This is a genomic window from Streptomyces sp. AC602_WCS936, from assembly GCF_019049125.1.
In the GTDB taxonomy this organism is placed as follows: Bacteria; Actinomycetota; Actinomycetes; order Streptomycetales; family Streptomycetaceae; genus Streptomyces.
The window spans coordinates 183573-209052 of record NZ_JAGMUF010000112.1; the positions used below are offsets into that span (position 1 = coordinate 183573).

Here is a 25480-nt window from a genome sequence, read left to right on the forward strand (position 1 = left end):
CACAACGTTTCCGCAGGTCAGGGCACATGACAACGGTGTTCAGTGCCGCGTTGCCGGATACCCCCTACCCGTAGTTGACTGTGGTCCGGACGACGGACGTACACGGACGCACAGGGAGGCGGCTTCTCATGGGGGCTGGGCACGATCACGGGCATGCGCACGGGGCGCGCGGCGGCGGGACGGCGAGCGCCGCGTACCGGGGCAGGCTCCGGGTGGCGCTGGCGATCACCGTCTTCGTCATGGTCGTCCAGATCGTCGGCGGTGTGCTCGCCGACTCGCTCGCCCTGGTCGCCGACGCGGCGCACATGGCCACGGACGCGCTGGGCCTCGGCATGGCGCTGCTGGCCATCCACTTCGCGAACCGGCCGCCGAGCGACCGGCGGACCTTCGGGTACGCCCGCGCGGAGATCCTGGCGGCCCTGGCCAACTGTCTGCTGCTGCTCGGGGTCGGGGGCTACATCCTGTTCGAGGCGATCGAGCGGTTCATCACGCCCGCCGGCACCGACGGCGGGCTGGCCGTCGTCTTCGGCGTGATCGGCCTGGTCGCCAACATGGTGTCGCTCACCCTGCTGATGCGGGGGCAGAAGGAGAGCCTCAACGTGCGCGGCGCCTTCCTGGAGGTGGCGGCGGACGCGCTGGGCTCGCTGACCGTGATCGTCTCCGCGCTGGTGATCCTGGGCACCGGCTGGCAGGCGGCCGACCCGATCGCCTCGCTGGTCATCGGCCTGATGATCGTGCCGCGCACGGTACGGCTGCTGCGCGAGACGCTGGACGTCCTGCTGGAGGCCGCGCCCAAGGACGTCGACATCGCCGAGGTGCGCGCCCACATACTGGCGCTGGACGGCGTCGAGGACGTGCACGACCTGCACGCCTGGACGATCACCTCGGGCATGCCGGTGCTGTCGGCGCACGTGGTGGTCAGCGGCGAGGTGCTGAGCGCGATCGGCCACGAGAAGATGCTGCACGAGTTGCAGGGCTGCCTGGGCGACCACTTCGACGTGGAGCACTGCACCTTCCAGCTGGAGCCCGGCGGGCACGCGGAGCACGAAGCCCGGTTGTGCCACTGAGACGCACCCGCCCCCGGCGAGCGGTCCAGGGGGCGCGTGCATAGGGGTGCGCGCCGTGGAGTGCGGCCGTCCGCCGCCCGAGCGCGTCCCGCCCTCCGCCCGTGCGCTCCCGTCCTCCGCTCCACCCTTCCCGGTCGCGTCCTCGACGGTTCCCGGACCGCGCCGCCGGGAATGATCAACCCTCGGGCCCCACCTCGGCGTCCGACCGGTCAGACCGCCGCCCGCGCCGCCGCGCGGGACATGCGGAGTGCCGGGAAGTGCCGAGAGTGCCGGATTCGTACGGCACACTTGGGGCGCGAGGACCGAGTTGAAGGATGGGTATGCCGATCACTCCTGCCACCGAGACGCACAGTTCGTCGAACGGCACCGCAGACGCGATCTTGCTGGAACTGGTCGACGAGAACGGTGCGACGATCGGCACCGCGGAGAAGCTCTCCGCGCACCAGCCGCCGGGACGGCTGCACCGTGCCTTCTCCGTGTTCCTCTTCGACGAGCGCGGCCGGCTGCTGCTCCAGCAGCGGGCGCTGGGCAAGTACCACTCCCCCGGTGTGTGGTCCAACACGTGCTGCGGTCACCCCTACCCCGGCGAGGCGCCCTTCGCGGCAGCGGCCCGGCGGACGTACGAGGAGCTGGGTGTCTCCCCCTCGCTGCTCGCCGAGGCGGGCACCGTGCGCTACAACCACCCCGACCCGGCCTCCGGGCTGGTGGAGCAGGAGTACAACCACCTCTTCGTCGGCCTGGTGCAGGCCGCGCTGCGGCCCGACCCGGAGGAGGTGGCCGAGACGGCCTTCGTGGACCCGGCCGAGCTGGCCGAGCGGCACGCGAAGGACACCTTCTCGGCATGGTTCATGACCGTGCTGGACGCGGCCCGGCCCGCAGTCCGGGAGCTGACGGGTCCCTCGGCCGGGTGGTGAGCAGCCCTACCGCAGGGCGTGCTTGAGCGGCAGGGCGGCCCAGATCACCTTGCCGCCGCTCGCCGTGTGGGCCACGTCGCACGCCCCGCCCGCCTCCCGGGTGATCTCCCGGACCAGGAGCAGTCCGCGCCCGCCCGTCTGCCCGTGGTCGGCCTCCAGGGCGGTCGGGCGGTAGGGGTGGCTGTCCTCCACGGACACCCGCACCCACTCGGGCCCGACGGCGACCTCCACGGCGAGCACCGGCGACAGCACCGCCGCGTGCCGGACGGCGTTGGTGACCAGCTCCGAGACGATCAGCAGCAGTCCCTGCGTCACGTCGTCGGAGACCGGCACGCCCTGGCGCACCAGCAGGTCCCGCACGGCGTGCCTCGCCTGCGGGACCGACGCCTCCACGGCGGGGGCGGTGAACCGCCAGACGCCTTCGTACGGCAGCGGCCCGGCGGGCCCGGTCTCGTCCATCGTCCGGTCGCCACCCCTGGGCTCGATTGTCACCACACCCCTGAGTGTTGGGAACGCGTCGCTCCCCTCCTGATGACTGAACACAAGTCAGCTGGTATCGAACGGTTCTGATCGTTGGCGTATGACACGGTCAGTTGTGGGACCGTTCCTGTTCCGCTCACACCGTCCGTACGAACCCAACGGGTCGGCGGATAGCATCCGGCGCATGGAGCCCCAGCTGCTGCACCGGGTCGCCGACTCGGTCGCGACCGTCGTCGTCCACCACCCGGCCAAGCGCAACGCCATGACGGCGCGGATGTGGCGGGCGCTGCCGCCGCTGCTCGACGCCCTGGCCGGCGATCCGGCGGTGCGGGCGCTGGTGCTCACCGGTGAGGGCGGCACGTTCTGCGCCGGGGCCGACATCTCGACCCTGCGGGAGTCCGCGGAGGAGGCTCAGGGTCTCGCCGTGCTCGCCGAGGAGGCCCTGGCGGCCTTCCCCAAGCCGACGCTGGCCGCGGTCCGCGGTCACTGCGTGGGCGGCGGGACGCAGTTGGCGGCCGCCTGCGACCTGCGGTTCGCCGAGGAGTCCGCGCTGTTCGGGGTGACTCCGGCCAAGCTGGGGGTCGTGTATCCGGCGTCCTCGACCCGGCGGCTGGCGGCGCTGACCGGGCCGGCCACCGCGAAGTACCTGCTGTTCTCGGGAGAGTTGATCGACGCCGGGCGGGCGCTGCGCACGGGCCTGGTCGACGAGGTGCTGCCGGAGGGCGAACTCGGCAAACGGGTGGCGGAGTTCACCCGGACCCTCACGTCCCGCTCGCAGCTGACGCAGGCCGCGGCGAAGGAGTTCGCGGACGGGCGCACCGACCGGGACGCGTACTGGACGGCGCAGGCACGCGGCAGCGGCGACCTCGCGGAGGGGGTCGCCGCCTTTCTGGAGCGCAGGCGGCCGGAGTTCGGCTGGAGCGTCCCGGGGAGCGCGTCTACGTCAGGGTGAACCGGTTACGGGTGTGGAACTCCTCGACGAGATGGGCGGGCGCCTTCTCGGGGGACCCCGCGTCGTAGGGCGGCCGGGGGTCGTACTCGGTCAGCAGCTGAACGGCCTGGGCGTGCTCGTCACCGGCGATCCGGCCGACCAGGGTGAGGCCCATGTCGATGCCGGAGGAGACACCGGCCGCCGTGACGTACTTGCCGTCGGTGACCACCCGCTCCCCGGTCGGCTCGGCGCCGAACTGCTTCAGGAGGTTCAGTGCCAGCCAGTGCGAGGTGGCGCGGCGGCCGTCCAGCAGGCCCGCGGCGGCGAGCAGCAGGGAGCCGGAGCAGACCGAGGTGGTCCAGGTGCTGGTGGCGTCGACCGCACGGAGCCACTCCAGCAGGATCGTGTTCTCCATCTGCGCGTCCTGCCCGGGGCCGCCGGGCACGACGACGACATCCGGGTGCGGCACGTCCGGAAGGGTCCGGTCGGCGGTCAGCGCCAGGCTTCCCGTCTCGTTGCGGACGGGACCGGTCCGCTCGGCGACGAACACGGTCTCCGCGTCCGGGATGCGGCTGAGTGTCTCGTACGGGCCCACGGCGTCCAGGGCGGTGAAGCGGTCGAAGAGGACGATCGCGATCTGCACGGGTTTCCTTCCGGTCGGTGTCGTTGTGGTACGGGATACGTGGGTCACCGGACGGGTGCCGGGCGGAAGCGACGGCGGTATTCGGCCGGCGAGGTTCCGAGGGTCCTGACGAAGGCGCGCCGCATGGCCTCCGGAGTGCCGTACCCGCTGGCGCGGGAGACCTCCTCGACGCCGTCCGCCGTGTCCTCCAGCAGCCGGCGCGCGTGTTCCAGCCGGACCCGGTCGACGTAGCGGCCGGGTGTCGTGCCCGTCTCCGCCTGGAAAGCCCGGGCGAAGTGGCGGGGCGAGAAGCCGGTGCGGGCGGCGAGCGACTCGACGCCCAGGTCGGCCCCGGGGTGCTCGGTGATCCACTGCTGGACCTCGCGCAGGGGCTCGCGCCGGGCGGTCTGAGCGGCCAGCTGGGCGCTGAACTGGGCCTGGTTGCCGGGGCGGCGCAGGAACACCACCAGGTGGCGGGCGACGGTGAGGGCGGCGTCCCGGCCCAGGTCCTCCTCGACCAGGGCGAGGGCGAGGTCGATGCCTGAGGTGACACCGGCGGAGGTGGCGACGTGGCCGTCCCGGATGTAGATCGGGTCGGGGTCGACGTCCACGGCCGGGTGGTCGCGGGCGAGCCGGTCCGAGTACGCCCAGTGGGTGGTCGCGCGGCGGCCGTCCAGCAGCCCCGCCCGGGCGAGCAGGATCGCTCCCGTGCACACGGAGACCAGGCGCCGGGCGCGGGGGCCGTGCCCGCGCAGCCATTCGATCAGGTGCCGGTCGGGGTGCCGGGTGCCCTGGCCGCCCGGGACGACCAGGGTGTCCGGGTCCTCCGAGTCCGAGGTGAGGGCCTGGTCCGGTACGACGGTCAGACCGCTGGATGTGCGCACGGCAGCGCCGTCCAGCGAGGCCGTACGGATGCGGTACGTCCCCGGCGTGTGCTTCTCCGCGCCCGCGAAGACCTCCACGGGGCCGGTGACATCGAGGCTCTGGACGTCGTCGAAGAGGACGACAAGGACGGTTCGCTGCGCCATGCGTCGATTCTTCGCCCGCACCGCGAACGGCCGCAATGCCGCGTGTCCCACCTTTCCTGCCATGCCGCACGCGTGCGCGAAGCAGCCCTGGATGACGTACTGAGCGGTTGGTAACCTGCCGGGCATGACCACTGCCGCCATCGACGCACGCGCCGGCCGCCGCTGCCACAACGCGCTCAACTCGCTGCACTCGACGCACTACTTCTCGCCCGACACGGGCCGGGAGCTGAGCGCCCTCGGGGTCACCGACCCCCGGGCGGTCAACTTCGCGGTGCGCGCCGCCGCGCTCGGGCCGGTGGGCGCCGGCGCGGTGACGGCGGCGTTCTACAACTACAAGCACGACCTCGTCGCCCGGCACGTGCCCGCCGTGTGGGAGACCGTCACGCCCGAGCAGGCGCTGGCGGCACGCGCGCGTGCCGTCGACGCGACGCTGCGCCGGCTGCTCGGCGAGGGGACCGTGTCGTCGGCGGAGATGTCGGAGGCGGCCACTCTGGCGCTGCGGGCCGCCGAGGCCTGCTCGCGCGGTGCGCGCCCGCTGTACTCGGCCCACGCCGACCTCCCTGTGCCCGACGCGCCGCACCTGGCGTTGTGGCACGCGGCGACGCTGCTGCGCGAACACCGGGGCGACGGTCACCTCGTCGCGCTGGCGGCGGCGGAGCTGGACGGTCTGGAGGCGCTGGTGACGCACACCGCGACCGGCAGGGGCATGGCACCGAAGTGGGTCTTCAGCACGCGTGGCTGGACCCGGGAGGAGTGGGACGCGGCGGTGGACCGGCTGCGCGGGCGCGGCCTCGTCGACGACGCCGGAGAACTGACGGAGCGCGGGGTGGCACTGCGCGACGGGATCGAACAGGAGACGGACCGGCTCGACGCGGCCCCCTACACCCACCTGGGAGCGGAGGGCGTGGCGCGCCTGACAGAGCTCGCGTCGGCCTTCGCCCGCACGGCGGTCGGCGCGGGCGCCTTCCCCGCGGACCTGTTCGGCAAGCGCTGAGGGGCTCGTACGGCGCACGTCGCGCGCCGGGGGCCGCGCATCTCACGTCGCGGACCCCGGGGCGCCAATCCCGCACCGCGGGGCGCGGGGCGCGGGGCGCGGGGCGTGTCGTGTCGAGTCCGGGGTCACGCATCGCGGTCGCGGCGGGGCGAGGGCCGGGCGGCGCGCGTCGCGGACCTCAGGTCGCCAATCCCGCACCGCGGGGCGTGCGGTGTCGAGCGCGGGGTCACGCATCGCGGTCGAGGCAGGGCGAGGGCCGGGGCATCGCGCGTCGCGGACCCCGGGCGTGAGCGCGCGTTCGGGGCTCCGGGGCGAGGGCGCGCTGGCATGAGTCGCGGATCACGGGGCGTGTGCGAGCATGCCGCGCCGATGAGGAGGTACCCGTACTCTCCCCGGCCGCAGCGGCCGGGGAGACGAGAGGGGCTTTTCGTGTTCCGTGCCATCGCAGACGTACTGCGCCAGATCGGTGGCGCCATCGCCACCGTCGTGACGCTTCCCTTCCGGGCCCTGGCCCGGCTCTTCGGCGGCGCATCGTCCGCCACCCGCGGCCGCAGGGTCTGATGCCGGCTGCGGTGCGACCCGGTCGCGACGGGCCCGGGTGCCGCCCTGATCCCCGATTGTCGGTGTCACCTGCCACAATTGCCGCGCAACCTCAGTGAGAAGGCGGTACGGGATCGTGACGACACCCGGGTCCAGCGCGTCCAGCGACGTGAGGTCCATCGAAGGCAGGATCGCCGAGGAGCTCGGCGTACGGGAGCGGCAGGTGAAGGCCGCGGTGGAGCTGCTCGACGGCGGCTCGACGGTGCCCTTCATCGCCCGCTACCGCAAGGAAGCGACCGAGATGCTCGACGACGCGCAGCTGCGCACGCTCGAGGAGCGGCTGCGCTATCTGCGGGAGTTGGAGGAGCGGCGTACGGCGATCCTCGACTCGGTGCGCGAGCAGTGCAAGCTCACCGAGGAGCTGGAGGCGCGCATCCGGACGGCCGGGACCAAGGCCCGGCTGGAGGACATCTACCTGCCGTTCAAGCCGAAGCGGCGGACGAAGGCGCAGATCGCGCGCGAGGCTGGTCTCGAGCCGCTGGCCGAGGGCCTGCTCGGGGACCCGTCGGTGGACCCCTTGGCAGCCGCCGCCGCGTTCGTGGACGCGGACAAGGGCGTGGCGGATCCGCAGGCCGCCCTCGACGGTGCCCGGTCGATCCTCACCGAGAAGTTCTCGGAGGACGCCGACCTGATCGGCGAGCTGCGCGAGCGGATGTGGGGACGCGGGCGGCTCGCCGCCAAGGTGAAGGAGGGCAAGGAGGAGGCCGGCGCCAAGTTCGCCGACTACTTCGACTTCGCCGAGCCGTTCACCGAGCTGCCCTCGCACCGCATCCTCGCCATGCTGCGCGGCGAGAAGGAGGACGTGCTCGACCTGGTCCTGGAGCCCGAGGAGGCCACCGACGGACCGTCGTCGTACGAGGGGATCGTCGCGAGCCGGTTCGGGATCGCCGACCGCGGCCGGCCCGGCGACAAGTGGCTGAAGGACACGGTCCGCTGGGCCTGGCGCACCCGCGTCCTGGTGCACCTCGGCATCGACCTGAGGCTGCGGCTGCGCACGGCCGCCGAGGACGAGGCGGTCAACGTCTTCGCCGCCAACCTGCGCGACCTGCTGCTGGCCGCCCCGGCCGGCACCCGCGCGACGCTCGGCCTGGACCCGGGCTTCCGTACGGGCGTGAAGGTCGCCGTGGTCGACGCGACCGGCAAGGTCGTGGCCACCGACGTGATCCACCCGCACGTGCCGGCCAACCGGTGGGACGAGGCGATCGCCAAGCTGGCGCGGCTCGCGAAGGAGCACGCGGTCGAGCTGGTCGCGATCGGCAACGGCACCGCGTCCCGCGAGACCGACAAGCTCGCCGGGGAGCTGATCGCCAAGCACCCGGAGCTGAAGCTGACCAAGGTGATGGTGTCCGAGGCCGGCGCCTCCGTGTACTCGGCCTCCGCCTTCGCCTCCCAGGAGCTGCCGGACATGGACGTCTCGCTGCGCGGCGCGGTGTCGATCGCCCGACGGCTCCAGGACCCGCTGGCCGAGCTGGTGAAGATCGACCCGAAGTCGATCGGCGTCGGCCAGTACCAGCACGACCTGTCCGAGGTGAAGCTGTCCCGCTCCCTGGACGCGGTCGTCGAGGACTGCGTGAACGGCGTGGGCGTGGACGTCAACACGGCGTCGGCGCCGCTGCTCGCCCGAGTCTCCGGCATCACCTCCGGGCTCGCCGAGAACATCGTCGCGCACCGGGACGCGAACGGGCCGTTCTCGTCGCGGACCGAGCTGAAGAAGGTGTCGCGGCTCGGCCCCAAGGCGTACGAGCAGTGCGCGGGCTTCCTGCGGATCCGGGGCGGCAGCGACCCGCTGGACGCCTCCAGCGTGCACCCCGAGGCGTATCCCGTGGTGCGCAGGATGGTGAAGACCGCCGGGCAGGAGGTGGCCGGGCTGATCGGCAACACGTCCGTGCTGCGGTCGCTGAAGCCGGCGGAGTTCGTGGACGAGACGTTCGGTCTGCCGACGGTCTCCGACATTTTGCGGGAGCTGGAGAAGCCGGGGCGCGACCCGCGGCCGGCCTTCAAGACGGCCACCTTCAAGGAGGGCGTGGAGAAGATCTCCGACCTGTCGTCGGGGATGGTGCTGGAGGGGGTTGTCACGAACGTGGCGGCCTTCGGGGCGTTCGTGGACGTCGGTGTGCACCAGGACGGGCTGGTGCATGTGTCCGCGATGTCGAAGACGTTCGTGAAGGATCCGCGGGACGTGGTGAAGCCCGGGGACATCGTGAAGGTGAAGGTGCTGGACGTCGACATTCCGCGGAAGCGGATCTCTTTGACGCTGCGGTTGGACGACGAGGCTGCTCCTCAGGGGGAGCAGAAGAAGGAGCGTGGGGGGAGGCCGCCCCGGCAACGGAAGGCCGCCGGCGGGAAGGGGAGGGCGTCTGCGGCACCGGAGCCTTCCAACGGGGCGATGGCGGACGCGTTGCGGCGGGCCGGGTTGGCGTAGGCGCGGGGCGATTGGGGCGGGGGGTGGGTGCGCGGCCCGGCGCTTGCGGGGTGCCGCCCGCGCCCACCCGTGCCGCCCCTGGGGGTACCTCCCAAGCCGTTCAGGCACTGAGGGAGGCACGATTGCCCGCGGCTAGTTGTGGCGTTCCACCACCTTGCCGTCCGTTACCTCCAAGCGGCGGGTCACTCTCACCCCGTTCAGCATGCGGCGGTCGTGGGTGATCAGGAGGAGGGTGCCCTCGTAGGCGTCCAGGGCCGACTCCAGTTGTTCGATGGCCGGGAGGTCGAGGTGGTTGGTCGGCTCGTCGAGGACCAGGAGGTTGACGCCCCGGCCCTGGAGGAGCGCGAGGGCCGCCCTCGTGCGCTCGCCCGGTGAGAGGGTCGACGCCGGTCGCATGACGTGGTCCGCCTTCAGGCCGAACTTGGCCAGGAGGGTGCGGACGTCCGCCGGTTCCGTGCCGGGGACGGCGGCGCGGAAGGCGTCCAGCAGCGGCTCGGGCCCGTGGAACAGCTCACGGGCCTGGTCCACCTCGCCCAGCAGGACGCCGGAGCCGAGCGCGGCGTGTCCGGCGTCCAGCGGGACGCGGCCCAGGAGGGCGCCGAGGAGGGTGGACTTGCCCGCGCCGTTTGCTCCGGTCACCGCGACCCGGTCCGCCCAGTCGATCTGGAGGGAGACGGGGCCGAGGACGAAGTCGCCGCGGCGGACCTCGGCGTCGCGCAGGGTGGCGACCACGGCGCCGGAGCGGGGCGCGGAGGCGATCTCCATCCGCAGTTCCCACTCCTTGCGCGGCTCCTCCACGACCTCCAGGCGCTCGATCATGCGCTGAGTCTGGCGGGCCTTGGCGGCCTGCTTCTCGCTGGCCTCGCTGCGGAACTTGCGGCCGATCTTGTCGTTGTCGTTGCCCGCCTTGCGCCGGGCGTTCTTGACGCCCTTGTCCATCCAGGTGCGCTGCATCTGGGCCCGGTCCTGGAGGGCGGCGCGCTTGTCGGCGTACTCCTCGTACTCGTCGCGGGCGTGCCGGCGGGCGACCTCGCGTTCCTCCAGGTAGCCCTGGTAGCCGCCGCCGTAGAGGTTGATCTGCCGCTGGGCGAGGTCGAGTTCGAGGACCTTGGTGACGGTGCGGGTGAGGAACTCGCGGTCGTGGCTGACGACGACGGTGCCGGCGCGCAGGCCGGTGACGAAGCGTTCGAGGCGTTCCAGGCCGTCCAGGTCGAGGTCGTTGGTCGGCTCGTCGAGGAGGAAGACGTCGTAGCGGGACAGGAGGAGGGAGGCGAGACCGGCGCGGGCGGCCTGGCCGCCGGACAGGGACGTCATCGGCTGGTCGAGGCCGACGGTGAGGCCCAGCGCGTCGACGGTCTCCTCGGCGCGTTCGTCGAGGTCGGCGCCGCCGAGGGCCAGCCAGCGCTCCAGGCTCGTCGCGTACGCGTCATCGGCGCCGGGGGCCGCCTCGACCAGGGCCTGCGTGGCCTCGTCCATGGCCCGCTGGGCGTCGGTGACGCCGGTGCGGCGGGCCAGGAAGGCCCGGACGGTCTCGCCGGACCGGCGTTCCGGCTCCTGCGGGAGGTGGCCGACGGTGGCGGTGGGCGGGGACAGGCGCAGCTCGCCCGCTTCCGGCGCGGTCAGCCCGGCGAACATCCGCAGCAGGGTGGACTTGCCCGCGCCGTTGGCTCCGACGAGACCGATCACGTCGCCGGGGGCCACGACGAGGTCGAGTCCGGTGAACAGGGAGCGGTCGCCGTGGCCGGCGGCGAGGTTCTTGGCGACGAGGGTGGCAGTCATCAGACCGTCGATCCTAGCGGCGGTCCGCCGTCCGCTCAGCCGGGTTCCGGGGGCGTCACCGCCGTCACCAGCACGCTTCCCGGAGCGCGGGCCACCAGGTAGGACTCCCCCTTCACCGTCCCGGCGTCGAGGCCGACACGGTGGGTGCCCGGTCCGAGTACTCCGTCGAAGACCTCGTGGGTGCGGGTGCGGTGGAGGCGGTCGACGCGGTACGCGGTGAGCCGTACCCGGCAGGGCGAGGTGACCTCGACGTCCGCGGCAGTACCGGTCGCCGTCAGCCGGGTCAGCCTGCGCCGTCCGGCCGGGTCGTCGTCCAGGGCGTGTTCGATCTGGGCGACGAGGAGCGGGACGATCGGGGCGAGGCCGTCGACGTGGGGCACGTCCACCCCGGCGTCCGCGAAGGCACGGCGTACGGCCGACCGCTGTTCCGCATCGGCCCCGGTGCCGAAGGCGACCGCGCCGTAGGCCCGCAGTTCCTCGGCCGGTACGGCCCCGGCGTCCTGGGTGATGTCGGCGCCGACGCCGATGGTGCGCAGGGCGGCGGCGAGTCTGGCGAGCAGGGCGACGCGGGCGCCGATGAGCAGGACCCGGCGACGACCGGACGTGGTGCGGTCGGCGTCGAGCAGGGCGGCGAGGGCGGACCGGTACTCGGTGCCGGGGAAGCGGTACGGGCCGATGCCGTGGTAGCCGTTGAAGTCGAGGTCGGCGTGGTCGCCGGTCTGCCAGGCGAAGTCCCGCCAGACGAAGTCGTCGCCGTCCCGCACGATCACGGCGGTCACCGCGCCGCAGGCGAGGTCCGCGCACTCGGGGCAGCCGTAGATGACGTACCGGCCGCCGGGCAGGGGCGCCTCGGTCTCCAGGAGCAGGCCGCGGACCTGCTCGGTGAAGATCGCGGGTGGCACGTCGGAGGCGAGCGGGGAGACGGCGTCGAGGTCGGACAGGCGGAACAGCAGGGGGCGTCCGTCGACGATGAAGTCCATGAAGTCGCGGTGGACCTGGTAGTCACCGCCGGCGAGAACCCCGCCGGCCCGCGTCGCCGGTGCCAGTCCGAAGGTCGCGTACTCGGCTGCCATGCGGTGAGTATTCCCACCGTGGGGCCGGTCTGCGCACGGCATGTCATGTTCGCTAACGTCCCCGGATGGAAACCGAACTGGGTGACGAAGTCGTCGTGGTCGGTGGCGGGGTGGTCGGCCTGACGACGGCCGTCGTGCTCGCCGAGCGCGGCAGGCGGGTACGGCTGTGGACGAGGGAGGCGGCCGAGCGGACCACCTCGGCGGTCGCGGGTGGCCTGTGGTGGCCGTACCGCGTCGAACCGGTGGCGCTGGCGCGGGCGTGGGCGCTGCAGTCGCTGGACGTGTACGAGGAGCTGGCGGCGCGGCCCGGGGTGAGCGGCGTACGCATGGTCGAAGGGGTGCTGGGTGAGACGGCCCTGGACGAGGTGGACGGGTGGGCCGCCGCCCGGCTGCCGGGGCTGCGCGCGGCGACCGCCGAGGAGTACGGCGGGACGGGGCTGTGGGCGCGGTTGCCGCTCATCGACATGCCGGCGCACCTGTCGTGGCTGCGGGAGCGGTTCGCGGCGGTGGGCGGGGTGCTGGAGAACCGCGCGGTGGACCGTCTGGACGAGGTCGAGGCGCCGGTGGTGGTCAACTGCACGGGCCTGGGCGCGCGGGAGCTGGTGCCGGACCCGTCGGTGCGGCCGGTGCGCGGGCAGCTGGTCGTGGTGGAGAACCCCGGCGTCGACACCTGGCTGGTCTCCACCGACCCGGTGTCCGGGGAGGTGGCGTACTTCCTGCCGCAGCCGGGCCGGCTCCTGCTCGGCGGCACGGCCGAGGAGGACGTCTGGGCGGACGAGCCGGACCCGGCGGTCGCGGAGGCGATCGTGCGGCGGTGCGCGGCGCTGCGGCCGGAGATCGCGGGGGCGCGGGTGCTCGGTCATCTGGTGGGGCTCAGGCCGGCGCGGGACGCGGTGCGGCTGGAGCGCGAGTCGCTGCCGGACGGGCGGGTGCTGGTGCACAACTACGGCCACGGCGGCGGGGGCGTCACCGTGGCCTGGGGCTGTGCGCGGGAGGCGGCCGAGCTCGCGTCCGGCTGACGGCGCGGGAAGGTACCCGGAAAGGGAGGGGCCGGCACGCGGTGCGTGCCGGCCCCTGTCCGTTCTCCCATCCCCCGGGTCAGTGGTGCTTGCCGATCGGGTCTCCCTCCACGTCCGGGCCGGTGCCCGGGCCGATGCGGATCTCGAAGTCGCCCTCGTACTGCTTGTGGCCCTCGATGACGGCCATCTCGACGGCCTCGGAGGCCATCTCGCCGCGCACGATGAGGGGGTCGCGGCGCAGGTCGCGCATAAGGGCGACGCACATGCCGATCATCACGATGACGAAGGGTGCCGCCGCGAGGATCGTGAGGTTCTGCAGTCCGGCCAGGGCGTCCCCTTCGCCGCTGCCGACCAGGAGCATGATGGCGGCGACCGCGCCGGTCACCACGCCCCAGAACACGACCACCCAGCGGTTGGGCTCCAGCGCGCCCTTCTGCGAGAGGGTGCCCATCACGATGGAGGCCGCGTCGGCGCCCGAGACGAAGAAGATGCCGACGAGGATCATCACCAGCAGGCTGGTGGCGGTGGCGATGGGGTACTCCTGGAGGACGGCGAAGAGCCGGCCCTCGGGAGTCGTCTCGTCCCCGAGCCGGTTCTGCTCCTGGAGCCGCATGGCCGAACCGCCGAAGACGGCGAACCAGATCAGGCTGACCGTGCTGGGCACGAGGATGACGCCGCCGATGAACTGGCGGATGGTCCGGCCCCGGCTGATGCGGGCGATGAACATGCCGACGAACGGCGTCCAAGAGATCCACCACGCCCAGTAGAAGACGGTCCAGCTGCTCAGCCAGTCCGCGACGCCCTCGCCGCCGCTGATCTCGGTGCGGCCGGCCATCTCGGGCAGGTCGCCGAGGTAGGCGAAGACCGAGGTCGGCAGCAGGTCGAGGATCAGGATGGTCGGACCGGCGACGAACACGAAGACGGCCAGGAGCAGCGCCAGCACCATGTTGGTGTTGGAAAGCCACTGGATGCCCTTCTCGACGCCGGAGATCGCCGAGGCCACGAACGCCACGGTCAGCACCGCGATGATGCCGACCAGCAGCCCGGTGCTGACCTTGTCCATCCAGTCGAGCTTCTCCACACCGGAGCCGATCTGGAGGGCGCCGAGGCCGAGCGAGGCCGCGGAACCGAAGACCGTCGCGATGATGGCGAGGATGTCGATGACCCGGCCGCTGGTGCCGTTGGCGTGCTTGGTGCCGATGAGCGGGGTGAACACGGCGCTGATGGTCTGCCGGCGGCGCCTGCGGAAGGTGCTGTAGGCGATGCCGAGGCCGACCACCGCGTAGATCGCCCACGGGTGGAGCGTCCAGTGGAACAGGGTGGTGGCCATGGCCGTCTCCATGCGGTCGCCGGAGTCGGCGGGAGAGGTGCCGGGCGGGGCGGTGTCGTAGTGCGCCAGCGGCTCGCTCACACCCCAGAACATCAGACCGATGCCCATGCCGGCGCTGAACATCATGGCGACCCAGGACACCGTGCGGAACTCGGGTTCCTCGCCCTCGGCCCCCAGGTGGATGCGGCCGTAGCGGCTGGCCGCCAGCCAGAGGGCGAAGACGACGAACCCGGAGGCCGCCAGTACGAAGGCCCAGCCGCCGTTGTGGATCAGCCCGCCGAGCATGGTGCCGGAGGCGTCCTCCAGCGAGTCGGTGCCGATGGCGCCCCAGAGGACGAAGGCGAGGGTCAGGGCCGCGGTGACACCGAAGACGACGCGGTCGGTCCGCGGCTTGTGCTCCTGGCCCGGCAGGCCCGCTTCCGAACCCGGCAGCGTGCCTCTGTCGTGGTGTTCCTTGTCGCTTGGTCGGTCCTGCGTCACAGGCGGCACCTTTCAAGTCGGTGAGGCTGAAAATACTCCTCCGCTATGCCCATACCACCTGCGACGCGGAACTCACCCTTTCAGCAGCGGGTGTCGGGTTCACCCACCGTCAAGTGGTACGTCGCCCGCTCGTCGAGGAGCAGCGGCACGAGGGCGCGCAGTGGCTGGCGCAGCGGTACGTAGGCGCCCTTCTCCCCGGCCGAGCGCGCATGTACACCGTGCAGGGCCAGTTCGTCCCGGATGTCCGTGTATTGGGCAGCGGTCAGCCGGTAGCCGCAGGGCGGGTCCTGGATGACCTCGGTGGCTTCGGCCGGGTCGTTGTCCGCCCCGCCGACGTACACGGGGCCCGTGTCGGTCAGCCCGGACCACCGGGCGGTCGCGGTGGCCGCCTCGACGTGTCCGCGCCGCCGGTCCGCGTAGCGGAGCATGCCGTCCAGGGCGGCGAGCTGCGAGTTCACCCGGCGGCGGTTGTTGAGCGCCTCGTCCTCGCGTTCGGCGTCGGTGAGCGGGTCGACGCGGCTCTCGATGAGCAGGCCGACCGCGTGTTTCACGCCGGACATGTTCCGCAGGATGCGTTCCTGGCCGTCGCCGGCGGTCTGCTTGACGGGGTCGCCGGTTTCGGGGTCGGTCCAGATGCCGTAGGTGCCGGTCGAGTATCCGGCCTTGTCTGCGGCGGGACGGACGTACTTCCCGGAGAGCGTCTGCGCCTCGTCGTGGACGCGGGTGTGGGTGTTGAGGTTGCGGGGCCAGAGGTCGAAGAGGTCCTTGTCGTAGTACGGGGGTGTGGCGCCGTACTCGTGCAGGTCGTAGAGGACGTCGGGGCGCCGGTCGCGGACGACGGCGGCCAGGGCGCGGGCCTCGGCGGTCCTCAGGGAGAGGTGGTCGCGGTTGATGTCCACGCCGTCGCTGTTGCCGCGGGTGTTCGCGGCCCGGCCGTCGGGGTTGGCGGTGGGCAGGACCAGCACGGTGGTGCGGTCGAGGAAGTGCCGGGTGCGCCGGTCCTCGGCGTAGGCGAGGTCGCGGACGGTGGACAGGCAGGCCTCGCGGCCGGAGGGCTCGTCGCCGTGCTGGCTGCACACGAGGAGCACCTTGTTGGGGGCGGAGGGCCTGCCAATCGTGACCAGCTGGAGGGGCCGGTTCTGTTTCGTGGTGCCGATGCGGTCGACGCTGACCCGGTCGCTCGCCCGGTCGGCGGCGGCCAGCAGCGCCTGCTCCTCGGGCTGGGTGGTCCAGCGGGCGCCGTGCGTCTTCTCGAAGCCGGTGCGGGGCGGCTCGTGGCCGGTGGCGGCGTGGGCCGGGGCGGTGAGGAGGGACGCGGCGAGGGCCGCGGTGGCCGCGGCGGTGGTCACGGTGAGGGTGCGCAGGCGGTTCATCGGGCTCCCTTCGGGACGCGGTGCGTGGTGTGCGGGGCGCCCACGCCGTCGAGGGGCGCGGGTGCGGGGACCGCGGTGGCCGCCTTGGCGGTGGCGCGGGCGAACGCGGCGGTGCCGCCGACGAACGGTACGCGTGCCGACGTGCGGGAGAGGTCCAGCGTGAGGGTCGGCGTGTCGGCGGGCGGGTCGATGAGGTCCTTGTCGGTGCCGGCGACGATCAGCGCGAGGCGGTGGCCGGCGGGGACGACGTGGTCGGTGGCCGCGAGGTCCAGGGTGACGGTGTACGCCTTGCCCGGGGTGAGCGGGCGGCCGTCCCACTTGGAGGCGTGGTTGCCGAGGTCGGCCCAGCCCCGGCTGACGACCGTGTAGTCGACGTCGGTGGTCTTCGCCGCCGTCTCCAGGTAGCAGGAGCTGTCGCCCGGGGTGCTCGGGCCCCAGCAGGTGCGGTCGGTGAGCGTGGTGACGCCCTCGCCGCGGTCGGCGTAGTCGCGGATGGTGTCGGGGCCGAGGTCGACGAGTACGGCGGACAGGTGGGCCGTCGGGGTGGTGGAGCGCGCGGTGACGGTGACCTCGGAGGTGCCGGACAGGCGCAGGTCGCGGGTGAGCGGGCCGGTGACGAAGCCGGCCTTGCCCGGGGTGGGCTCGTCGATGTGCGCGGCCCAGTCGGTCTCGCTCAGCGCAGGGTCGTCGGTGAAGGTTTCGGTGCCGCGGTCGCGGCGCAGGCCGAGGGTGCCGACGCCGTCCTGTGAGCCCTCGGCGGGGCGCAGGGTGGTGGTGGCGGTGGAGCGCGGCGGCCAGGTCCTGGACGTCTCCCACTGGTCGGGCCGGCGTTCGATGTCGGCCATGGGCTCGCGGTCGATACCGTTGTCGTAGCCGAGGAGTTCGTGGTCGAACCAGCGGTGCAGGGTGTCGACCCACTCGGCGCGGCGGAAGTCGAAGGGGTCGACGTGGCCGGTCTGGGAGAGCCAGATCTTGCGGTCGACGCCGTTCTTCGCGAGGGCGTTCCACCACGGGCCGACGTGCTGCATGCGGACGTTGAGGTCCTGCATGCCGTGGACGAGGAAGACGCTCGCCTTCACCTTGCTCGCGGCCTTCACGTAGTCGCGCTCGGACCACAGCCGGGTCCAGTCGCCGGTGCGCGGGGCGCCGTCGACGAGCTTTCGCTGCACGGCGTCGCACTTGGCGCGCGCGTCGGGGCTGTTGACGTAGTCGGAGAGCCAGTCGGGGCCGGAGTCGTAGAGCGGGGCGCCCTGGCTGAAGTAGTAGTCGTACCAGGAGGAGATGGCGGCGATCGGGACGATGGTCTCCAGGCCTTCGACGCCGGTCGCGGCGACGCCGTTGGCGATGGTGCCATCCCAGCTCTTGCCGATCATGCCGGTCCTGCCGTTGGTCCAGTCGGCCTCGGCGCGCTCGCCTCCGGTGCGGCTGGTGTACGCCTTCGCCCGGCCGTTGAGCCAGTCGACCACGGCCTTCGCGGACTGGATGTCGGAGCGTCCGCCGACGTCGACGCAGCCGTCGGAGCGGTTGGTTCCGGCCAGGTCCACGCCGACGAAGGCGTAGCCGCGCGGCACGAAGTAGTTGTCGTAGTACAGCGGCATCCCGACGACGTTCCCGTCGGCGTCGTAGGTCTTCTTCTGGCTCTCGTTGCCGCGCCCGCAGCAGGAGTAGTACGGGCTGGCGTCCATGATGACGGGGATCTCGCGGCCCTGTGCGGCGGGTTCGCGGGGGCGGACGATGTCGACGGCGACGCGGTCGTCCTCGCCGTCGCCGTCCCCGTCGTACCCGGTGTCCACCCAGACGGCCTCGCGGATGGCGTCGTCGTAGGAGTGGACCGGTTCGCTCTGTCGCAGGGTCGCGGGGTGTGCCGTGGCGACGGGCGTGAGGAAGGTTGCCATGAGTGCGGCCGTGGCCGCCGTCGCGAGCGGTCTCCAGGTCGTGAAGCGCGTGCGTATCGGCATGCGCGGACGGTACATCGGTCAACTCGCGTGCAGAAGAGGGCGTTCAGGGGCGTGTGACGGTCGCGGGCCTCCTGACGGCAGGGGGTCGCATGTCGGCCGGATGACGATCGTGTGACAGAGGTGGCCGTGGACACCAGGCCATCTCCAAGGGCACGCTCCAGTCGAAGAGCTCGCGGCTCGGCCGGACCCGCTGGCACTGGCGGTCCGACAAGCCGCAGGCCACCCATCCGGCGATGCCGGCGGTCGGCCCGAGCTGCGGGGAGGGCCCGCACGGAAGGACCCGCCCCGTCGGAGGTTTGCGGGCCTCGCATGACCGTGCTCATCAACGACTGAGACCCCGCCCGTCCGCCACGGGGGAAGCGGACAGACGGGGCCGCACAAGGCCCGTCAGACAATGGGCCAGGTGACCCGCTGCCCCTCGGGCGTGACCACGACCTCGAAGCGGTCCAGGGTCGGAGATCCGTCCACCTGCCAGCGCAGCAGATGATCCTCCACCGCGTCCCACAGCTGCACCGGCCCGCCCTGCCGGACGGTCCACTGCTTGCCGTCCAGGGCGAGGACCGCCCAGGCACCGGTCTCCACGTCGACCAGGACGTGCCGGGTCCTGTCCTCCAGCGTCAGGCTGAGGCGCTGTGCGCGCGGTGCTGCTAGCTGGGCGACGAACCGGGCGTCCCAGTCGTCCAGGACATCGGCACCGACCCGGGCCTGCCGCTCCTCCCCCGAGTCGAAGTCGGGCAGCGTGCCGAGCGGCGGCGGCATCTGCGGACGGGCCAGCATGAACTGAACCTGCCCCCCGAGAAACCGGCCGTGCGCCACGCCGTCGTGACCGACGGTCAGCCGCGCCAGCTCGGAGGAGTGCATCCACCCGCACAGGGTGGCGAGGATGATGCCGCCCGGCCTGGTCTGCTCGACCCACGTGTGCGGCAGCTCCCGCACCCCACACGTGGCGATGACCCGGTCGTAGGGGGCGCCGTCCTTGTGCCCGGCCAGGCCGTCGCCGATGGCCAGGTCGGGGAAGTAGCCGCAGGCGCCCAGGCCGACACCAGCGCGGCTGGACACGCCGGCGTCCACCTCCACCGACGTCACGAGCTCGTCTCCGAGTCGGTGGCAGAGCAGGCCGGTGGAGTAGCCGGTGCCCGTGCCGATCTCCAGGACCCGGTGGCCGTCTTGGACTTGGAGGTCTTCGAGCATCCGCACGACGAGGCTGGGCAAAGTGCTGGAGGAGGTGGGTTCGCGCAGGATCTCGCCGCGGACATCGCCGGGCACGATGGTGCCCGCGATCTGGGTGACCAGCGACTCGTCCGTGTAGCAGAGCTCCAGCCAGCCTTCCCGGTCGGCGGGCACCGGTCGCCAGGCGCTGCCGAAGCGTCGGAAGAAGCCGCCCCGCAGGAACTCGTGCCGGGGCACGGCTTCTACGGCCGCACGCCACTGCTCGCTGCGCAGGGCACCGCTTTCGGCGAGACGGTCGGCAAGATGCCCGCGCAGGGCTGCGGAATCCAGGACAGTCATCAGCGGCTCTTCCTTTCCAGGAGGTCGGCCATCGCCGCGAGCATCGGCAAGCCGGTCTCGTACTCCAGCCAGTACCACTGGCCGGACGGGTTGCACTCCAGAAACCACCATCGGCCCTCTCGGTCGATGGCGAAGTCGAAAGCGCCGAAGACGAGACCGAAGTGGGACAGGTAGGCGTACAAGGATTCGGTGATGCCGGGCGGCAGCGGCACCACGGTGTAGGTGAGGCGGCTGTAGTCGGTGCGCCAGTCCAACAGGTCGGAGTCGATCCGGACGGCGAACACGTGCTCGCCGATGACGGTCACGCGTACGTCCGCCGTCTTGTCCACGCGCTGTTGGAACAGGTGCGCGGTGCCGGCCACCGTCTCGTCGATGTCGTCGGCCGTGACCTCGTCGACCTTCACGACGGAGGACACGCCGTCGATGCGGTAGAGCGGCGCCGCGAGCGGCTTGTAGATGGCGGGGCCGTGCTGCTTGATGAAGGCCCTCGCCGTGTCCGGGTCGCTGGTGATGGTGGTGGGCGGAAGGCGGAAGCCCGCGCGCGCGGCGGCGATGAGGCCGGACGGTTTGAATTCCGCGTCGCCGATGCGGTGGGGGTGGTTGACGTACCGGCAGCCCGGGAGGGAGGCCAGGATGCCACCGAGGCCGTAGCGGGCCTGCGCGACGGCAAACCGGGCGTCCTGGTCGTCCAGGTGTGGGAAGGCGAACCCGGAGGGGCGCCGGTAGTACAGGGACCGGACCGCGGTGAGGTCGGCGGTCCGGGACGGCGTGGACAGAGTGCCCTCCACACCGTTCGACGTGATCGTGGCCGCGACCGACAAGGCGTGGGGGAAGTCCCCCGAGTCGAGCCGCACGACCGGAACCTCCCGGTCGTGCAGCTCGCTGATCACCAGGTCGGCCGTGGGGTCGTCAAGGTTGGTGACGACCAGCACCTGGCCGACACGGGTCACTGGTCGGTGTCGTTCCCGGTGTCGGTGTCCGTACCGGACCCGGTGCCGTCGGGGCTGGTGCCCGTGGACGGGTTGGTGCCGGTGCTGGTGCCGTGCCCGCCCATCTCGATCACCTTGCCGCGGTCGTCGAAGTACCGGGTGGTCTGGGTGGTCGGGTCCAGGACGGCTTTGGCGTAGCCCGGTGCGGGCGACGGGTAGGGGGCCATGCGGCGTACGCCCCAAGGGGTCGGGGTGAGCGTGCCGGTCGGCAGCGGTGTCGCGGTCGGGAGCCGGTCAGAGTGAGCAAACAACGGATCGTCCCTTCGTGTTGTGGTGCGGGGATCTCGCCCCGGAGGCTCGCCCTGTCCAGGGCCGGGCCCAGGGCGGGAGTTGCGGGACCCGTCCCGCCGATGGCTTGCGGACCATGGAGGGGACGGGCGTTCATGGGGTGCGACCCTGACCCTGCGGTCGCCATGGGGCCCCTTGGGCGCCGGGGCAGGCAGGGCGGTCAGCCGCTCTGAGGGAAGGTGCGGGCGAGAAGGGTGCGGACCTTGGCCCGGACGGCTACCGCGTACGGCTCCATCCGGTCGGCGTGCGCCTGGTGAGCCCACACGTTCCAGCCCGGCCCTGAGTTGCCGGGCTCGTGGGCGACCAGGACGGCGTCCTCCCGGGCCGTGATCGGCTGATCGCAGTGCCGGCAGACACGCACCGCGCAGGTCATCTCGCGTCGCCGGCCATGAGTTCGTGGTGGTCGCACAGGGCGGCCAGGACGCGGGCCAAGCGGCGCGCGTAGACGACGGCGCCGCCGGGCCGCGCGACCGGCGCGGCGCGGAGCTTGCCACGGGCCTCACCGACGCAGGCGAGGGCGCAGTACCGCGGGATAGTGTCCGGCAGCTTCCCGGCCGCCGTCTCCACCTCGCGGACCATCACCTCCAGGTGGCCGCGCAGCAGCTCGGCCAGGACCGCCACGTGAGTATCGGACGGTTCCGGGAGGACGGGGCCGCCGTCGGCGTTGAGGACGGCGCTCACGGTCTCGCGCATCGTCTCCAGGTCGACGGGCACGGTCGCCGTGGGCTGGCCGGTGGCGCTCACCGGGTCGCCGCCTGTGTGGCGCGGTGGTGCGGGCACCGGCAGGGCGGGTACGCGTCGCGGACGGGGAGCAGCGCCTCCTTGCCCTTCACCTTGACCGTGCCGAAGTCCTTGGTGACCGCACCGTCCCGGTTCACCCGGTACACGTGCAAGGTCATCCTGGCGCCAGGCTTTCCACGGGCTGTAGCGTTCATCTGTCGACGCTCCTTCGCAGCGTTGGCCACGCCCCGGGAGGTCTCACCACCTCGCCGGGGTCTGTGCCCTAAACCGTAGGAGCGCCTACATCCAACCGCCGACCGTAATCCGGTCGCTACGCTCAGGCAGCAAGGATGCCGATGCGTGATGCCAGGTCAGCGGCACGACGCCGACGGGCAGCCTGAGTCGACTCGACCTCTTCCAGGAGGATCGCGCGGGCATAGCCGTTGTACCGGATCGTCTCCGGCGCGGCCTCGAACGCCTTCTCCAGCGATGCGACAGCGGTGTCCAGCTGGTTGTCCAGCTGGTAGCCGCGGGCCTCTTCGATACGGTGACGGGCCCGGCGCGGGCGGGACTTGATGACGTTCTGATCCGCGCGGGCAGCCTGCCTGACAGACTCGCCGCCCTGGTGCAGCTCCACCGCCACCGTGACAGCGTGCGCGCCCATGACTGCCCGCGAGAACGACGTGACCGGGTGGTAGTAATCAGCGGGCAGTCGCTTGGCCATGCCGTTGGCCTGGTCCCAGTGCCGCCACGCCGTGCCGGTCTGCCGACGACGGGCCGCGGTGTAGCCGAGCTCGAATTCCAGCGCGCCGGCGATGGCGAGGACGTCCTCGCCGGCGTCCGGCAGCAGAGGCTTGAGGTAGGCCACGGCCTCACGGTTCACGGCGTCGGCGGCCTCGAAGTGGCGTGGCCCGGTATCGCGGTGGGCTTGCGCAAGCAGCCATGAGGCGACGCCGATGGCGTGCGGGTCCTCGCTCTCCTGCGCGGCGATCATTCCTCGTTCTGCGACTCGCCACAGCAGGAAACTGTCCGGCTGGTACGCGATGAAGAACTGGCTCAAGCTGTAGCACTCTGCCAGCAGCGCCTGCGCCCGGCGGCGGTCCACTGCTGTGTCGGCGTGCCTCACAAGCGCCTGTGCGTCCCGGATCAGGTCTGGCAGCAGCTTGCCGATCGCCTCACGATGGTTCCTCGAGGCATGCCGCTCCCGCCAGGCCGCGTGCAGGCGGGCTTCCAAGTGCGCGACTGGGGGAGTTTCCATGCTGCCGGTGAGCGGGAAGCTGTCGATGGCGGCCTTCACCGCGGCCAGGCGCGGATGCCCGGGACCGATGAACAGGTCGACGTGCGCGTCCGGCCTGCCGGTCAGCTCCGCGAGGTCGCGCACCCGCAACGCTTCGGCCATGCGCATCACCATGTCGAGCCCCGGAGCCTTCTGCTGCCCGTTCTCGATCTTCCTCAGAGTGTGCGGCGAGATGCCGACGAGGTCGGCCAGTTGAGCCTGCGTCATTCCTCGGCGCTCACGGAGGATCTGCACACGCTGGCCGAAACGCAGCGGGTCAGCGTACGGATCGGGGGTAGCATCTTCAGACATCACGGCCTTGCCCCTCCTAGCAGCTTCGTCGCTGCCAGCGTAGGGGGCAAGGCCGGTTCTGCGTGAGCGCCTTGCACAGTCACCCTGCCCGGTTACCGCAGCCGGATACCCCGGGCCGTGTACCGCTCGCGGACGATGGCGCCCTTCGCCTCCAGCTCCCGTAGCTGGTAGTGCACCGAGGACTGGCTGTTCAGCGGCCCGCACTCCGTGAGCTCCTTCACCGTGGGCGCCTCCCCGTGCTCCGCGATCCATTGCCGGATGCCCCGCAGGAGCTGCTGCTGGTTGGCGGTGAGGTAGTCGTGTTTGCTGCGGACCATGATGTCGATTAGAAATCTTGCTCGATTTTGTACGCAAGCCGAGGCGCCAGGCGAGCGGCGTAACCGCCGACAACTGGAGATCACCACCAAGCGCGCGGGAGCCCTGCTGACCATGCCCGGGACCGCCCAGGCTGCCGAAGGCCCGGACTACGTCGGATTCCTCAAGCTGAGGCCACTCTCCTGAGAAGTGCCTCCGACGGCCTCAGGAAGGGGTGCCGTTCGGAGGCACTGCATGGCGTGCTCGCGGGCATCGTTGTAATGGGCGACTGTCCAGCCGCAGGTGTAGCAGTGGCAGCCGTCGAGCCGGTAGCGGGCGTAGCCGTGCGGGCGGGTCATCGCTGGTCCTGCTCCGTGAAGTGGTCGGCCCGAGGGAAGACGGCGAGAGCCTGGCGCAGCGGTGCGTCGAGCTCGAGGACCAGACGGTTGTGGTGCCGCAGGCCGGTGTCTCGTCAGGGGCCCAGGTAACCGCCCTTGGAGTTCCAGATCCAGGCGGCCACGTCGAACGCGTTGGACATGCCCTCGATGGCCAGGACGGCGGCGGCGACGGCCGCCGTGGTGTCGGGCATGGCATCTCCAGTCATAGGGCAGGTGACCGGGGTGCCTCCGGCCGGATTGGAACCGGCGCGCTTCTCCTTATAAGACGGCTGCTCTGCCGGTGAGCTCGGAAGCTGGGTGGCGGCCGGGCCGAGGGGCAGGGGGACCCGGCCGCCGGTCGGTGGACTCAGCTGCAGGCGGCGGAGCGGGTGACGGACTCGCGGCCGGCGTGGTGGGGGCCGGACCGCTCGCTCCAGCAACCACAATGTTCTCTTCGTACTTTCATTGACAGCATTGGTCTCGAAGGCACGGCACGAGAGAGTGACGTCATGAGGGGGACACTACGGAGGCGCAGCCGGAAGGCTGCCGACGAAGCCATCACCAGGCTGAACAAGGATCTTGGCGCGCTGGGGCTCCCACCAGCTTCCCGGCGGTTACGCGTGGCCATCCGAGCGCGGCACTACGCAGCGCCGGGTGCACGTGCAGCCATTGAAATTCCCGCCATGTTCCTCGCCGTCCTCTGGTTCGACGCCATCGCCACGACGTGGGTGAAGGGAAAGCTGTGGTCTCCGCTGATGCCCTTTGCCCAGGTACCCATTGACGGTTGGGAGGCTCTGAGGAGCGGGCGCTTCGACACCGTCTCCGGGACCATCAGTGTCTCGATCATGGCAGCGGCAGCAGGCGCAGCGGTGTTCGCGTGCTTTTGGCTCATGCCGCTGGTGCTTGGCGCCGCGACCGCGGCGGGAAGCGGATGGTCTGTCTCCAAAGCGACCCGCACAGCCACCCGTTTCCGCTCCGTACACGCCATCTCGAACGCTGTCTCCGTATGCGCTCGCACCAAGTACGCTGGGTGGCGTGAGCGCCCCAAGAGGCTGCGCAGGCTGGCCCGCTCACTGGCACGGGTAGAAGACGAGATCATGCGCCTGCACCGTTCAAGCGGGCATCTGCCCGCCCGATCGCACCGCAAGCGGCAACTCAAAGAGCACGCCGGCCTCGTCGTAGCCGCCCTGCGTCGCGCAGAGGCACGCGTGGACAGCGACGGAGACGCTGCCCTCGTGCCCCTGGCTGCTCTCCTCACGACAGTCGCTGAACGCATCGCCGAAGGACGCATCGGCGCGCTACTCGATGAGCAACATCTACCCGAGGGCCTGACGCCCGCTCGGGATTTGGAACCGCTCCGTCTGGCAACTGCCGCCGCCCTCGTGGCCACTTGTGCTGTCGGCGTCGCCTTCCTGCCCCTGCCCAAGGGCACCGATGTCTACGTCATCGGCGGGTGCGGCATCGTGATACTCGCCCTGCTCTACGGACGGCGTGTGTATCAGTTCCTAGACGTCCTCAGCGTCATCCGAGGGGTGTAGTCCCGTTATGTGGTGCGGTTCGCCGTTACCGTGGTCGCGCTTCTCTGGCTTGCTGTAGGACTCGGAGCGCAGGGCGAGCCGATACGCCTTCCGCGCGCCCGTGCATC

The 25480-nt window shown here is 71.7% G+C and carries 24 protein-coding genes; 8 read left to right on the forward strand and 16 right to left on the reverse strand.

Annotated features, from left to right (window positions below; all coding sequences use genetic code 11):
- Positions 1–128 precede the first annotated feature (128 nt).
- Both KUM03_RS30590 and idi read left to right on the forward strand, forming a co-directional pair.
- Positions 129–1067, forward strand: coding sequence for a cation diffusion facilitator family transporter (locus tag KUM03_RS30590; RefSeq protein WP_217253690.1), 939 nt, complete (start codon positions 129–131; stop codon positions 1065–1067).
- A 320-nt stretch (positions 1068–1387) separates the two neighbouring features.
- The gene (gene idi, locus KUM03_RS30595) at positions 1388–1981 is read left to right on the forward strand and encodes an isopentenyl-diphosphate Delta-isomerase (protein ID WP_073728139.1); all 594 of its coding nucleotides are present in this window, start codon (positions 1388–1390) and stop codon (positions 1979–1981) included.
- A gap of 6 nt (positions 1982–1987) precedes the next feature.
- On the opposite strand, the gene KUM03_RS30600 is transcribed toward idi, so the two are convergent.
- Positions 1988–2440, reverse strand: coding sequence for an ATP-binding protein (locus tag KUM03_RS30600; RefSeq protein ID WP_217254077.1), 453 nt, complete (start codon positions 2438–2440; stop codon positions 1988–1990).
- Positions 2441–2645: 205 nt separating this feature from the next.
- Between KUM03_RS30600 and KUM03_RS30605 the strand changes: the two genes are divergently transcribed.
- On the forward strand, positions 2646–3413 hold the full coding sequence (locus KUM03_RS30605) for an enoyl-CoA hydratase/isomerase family protein (protein WP_217253693.1): 768 nt from the start codon (positions 2646–2648) through the stop codon (positions 3411–3413).
- Here KUM03_RS30605 and KUM03_RS30610 read toward each other — a convergent pair.
- On the reverse strand, positions 3400–4035 hold the full coding sequence (locus KUM03_RS30610) for a DJ-1/PfpI family protein (protein WP_217253695.1): 636 nt from the start codon (positions 4033–4035) through the stop codon (positions 3400–3402). The two genes, KUM03_RS30605 and KUM03_RS30610, sit on opposite strands and share 14 nt — an antisense overlap.
- Positions 4036–4079: 44 nt before the next feature.
- Positions 4080–5042, reverse strand: a complete 963-nt coding sequence (locus KUM03_RS30615) for a GlxA family transcriptional regulator (protein WP_217253698.1) — start codon at positions 5040–5042, stop codon at positions 4080–4082.
- A gap of 124 nt (positions 5043–5166) precedes the next feature.
- On the opposite strand from KUM03_RS30615, the gene KUM03_RS30620 reads away from it, so the two are divergent.
- The 3 genes from KUM03_RS30620 (at position 5167) to KUM03_RS30625 (ending at position 9058) form a co-directional block, all read left to right on the forward strand.
- A complete protein-coding gene (locus tag KUM03_RS30620) occupies positions 5167–6036 on the forward strand; it encodes a hypothetical protein (protein ID WP_217253700.1) in 870 nt (289 codons plus the stop codon).
- 429 nt (positions 6037–6465) lie between these two features.
- On the forward strand, positions 6466–6597 hold the full coding sequence (locus KUM03_RS38660; RefSeq protein ID WP_257003040.1) for an LPFR motif small protein: 132 nt from the start codon (positions 6466–6468) through the stop codon (positions 6595–6597).
- A gap of 115 nt (positions 6598–6712) precedes the next feature.
- Entirely contained in the window at positions 6713–9058 is a 2346-nt protein-coding gene (locus KUM03_RS30625) for a Tex family protein (RefSeq protein ID WP_217253702.1), read from the forward strand.
- A gap of 132 nt (positions 9059–9190) precedes the next feature.
- Here the strand turns inward: KUM03_RS30625 and KUM03_RS30630 are convergent, their stop codons facing one another.
- Entirely contained in the window at positions 9191–10837 is a 1647-nt protein-coding gene (locus tag KUM03_RS30630) for an ABC-F family ATP-binding cassette domain-containing protein (protein ID WP_217253704.1), read from the reverse strand.
- Positions 10838–10872: 35 nt separating this feature from the next.
- Entirely contained in the window at positions 10873–11910 is a 1038-nt protein-coding gene (locus KUM03_RS30635) for an oxidoreductase (RefSeq protein WP_217253706.1), read from the reverse strand.
- Between the two features lie 65 nt (positions 11911–11975).
- Between KUM03_RS30635 and KUM03_RS30640 the strand changes: the two genes are divergently transcribed.
- Complete coding sequence (locus tag KUM03_RS30640) at positions 11976–12929, forward strand: FAD-dependent oxidoreductase (protein ID WP_217253708.1); 954 nt, start codon at positions 11976–11978, stop codon at positions 12927–12929.
- 79 nt (positions 12930–13008) lie between these two features.
- On the opposite strand, the gene KUM03_RS30645 is transcribed toward KUM03_RS30640, so the two are convergent.
- The 11 genes from KUM03_RS30645 to KUM03_RS30695 all read right to left on the reverse strand — a co-directional run bounded on the left by KUM03_RS30645 (position 13009) and on the right by KUM03_RS30695 (position 23481).
- The gene (locus KUM03_RS30645; RefSeq protein ID WP_217253710.1) at positions 13009–14739 is read right to left on the reverse strand and encodes a BCCT family transporter; all 1731 of its coding nucleotides are present in this window, start codon (positions 14737–14739) and stop codon (positions 13009–13011) included.
- A gap of 80 nt (positions 14740–14819) precedes the next feature.
- Entirely contained in the window at positions 14820–16112 is a 1293-nt protein-coding gene (locus KUM03_RS30650; protein ID WP_217253712.1) for a M14 family metallocarboxypeptidase, read from the reverse strand.
- Positions 16109–18070 (reverse strand): Xaa-Pro dipeptidyl-peptidase, encoded by a 1962-nt coding sequence (locus tag KUM03_RS30655; RefSeq protein WP_217253714.1) that lies wholly within the window; start codon positions 18068–18070, stop codon positions 16109–16111. Before KUM03_RS30655 ends, KUM03_RS30650 begins: the two co-directional genes overlap by 4 nt.
- Positions 18071–18457: 387 nt before the next feature.
- On the reverse strand, positions 18458–19579 hold the full coding sequence (tgmC, locus tag KUM03_RS30660) for an ATP-grasp peptide maturase system methyltransferase (protein WP_217253716.1): 1122 nt from the start codon (positions 19577–19579) through the stop codon (positions 18458–18460).
- Positions 19579–20529: an ATP-grasp ribosomal peptide maturase gene (gene tgmB / locus KUM03_RS30665; RefSeq protein WP_217253719.1), complete on the reverse strand. Its 951-nt coding sequence runs from the start codon at positions 20527–20529 to the stop codon at positions 19579–19581. The genes tgmC and tgmB overlap by 1 nt, the downstream gene beginning before the upstream one ends.
- A complete protein-coding gene (locus KUM03_RS30670; RefSeq protein ID WP_308406450.1) occupies positions 20526–20735 on the reverse strand; it encodes a putative ATP-grasp-modified RiPP in 210 nt (69 codons plus the stop codon). Before KUM03_RS30670 ends, tgmB begins: the two co-directional genes overlap by 4 nt.
- Positions 20736–21016: 281 nt before the next feature.
- The gene (locus KUM03_RS30675) at positions 21017–21217 is read right to left on the reverse strand and encodes a hypothetical protein (protein ID WP_308406451.1); all 201 of its coding nucleotides are present in this window, start codon (positions 21215–21217) and stop codon (positions 21017–21019) included.
- Between the two features lie 8 nt (positions 21218–21225).
- Complete coding sequence (locus KUM03_RS30680) at positions 21226–21600, reverse strand: DUF6415 family natural product biosynthesis protein (protein WP_217253725.1); 375 nt, start codon at positions 21598–21600, stop codon at positions 21226–21228.
- Positions 21597–21755: a hypothetical protein gene (locus KUM03_RS30685; protein WP_217253727.1), complete on the reverse strand. Its 159-nt coding sequence runs from the start codon at positions 21753–21755 to the stop codon at positions 21597–21599. Before KUM03_RS30685 ends, KUM03_RS30680 begins: the two co-directional genes overlap by 4 nt.
- A gap of 158 nt (positions 21756–21913) precedes the next feature.
- Positions 21914–23164, reverse strand: coding sequence for a helix-turn-helix domain-containing protein (locus KUM03_RS30690; RefSeq protein ID WP_217254078.1), 1251 nt, complete (start codon positions 23162–23164; stop codon positions 21914–21916).
- A 92-nt stretch (positions 23165–23256) separates the two neighbouring features.
- On the reverse strand, positions 23257–23481 hold the full coding sequence (locus KUM03_RS30695) for a LexA family transcriptional regulator (protein ID WP_217253729.1): 225 nt from the start codon (positions 23479–23481) through the stop codon (positions 23257–23259).
- 1037 nt (positions 23482–24518) lie between these two features.
- Between KUM03_RS30695 and KUM03_RS30700 the strand changes: the two genes are divergently transcribed.
- Positions 24519–25373 carry a hypothetical protein gene (locus KUM03_RS30700; RefSeq protein ID WP_217253731.1) on the forward strand — a complete coding sequence of 285 codons (855 nt, stop codon included), beginning with the start codon at positions 24519–24521 and terminating at the stop codon, positions 25371–25373.
- The last annotated feature ends 107 nt before the right edge of the window (positions 25374–25480 follow it).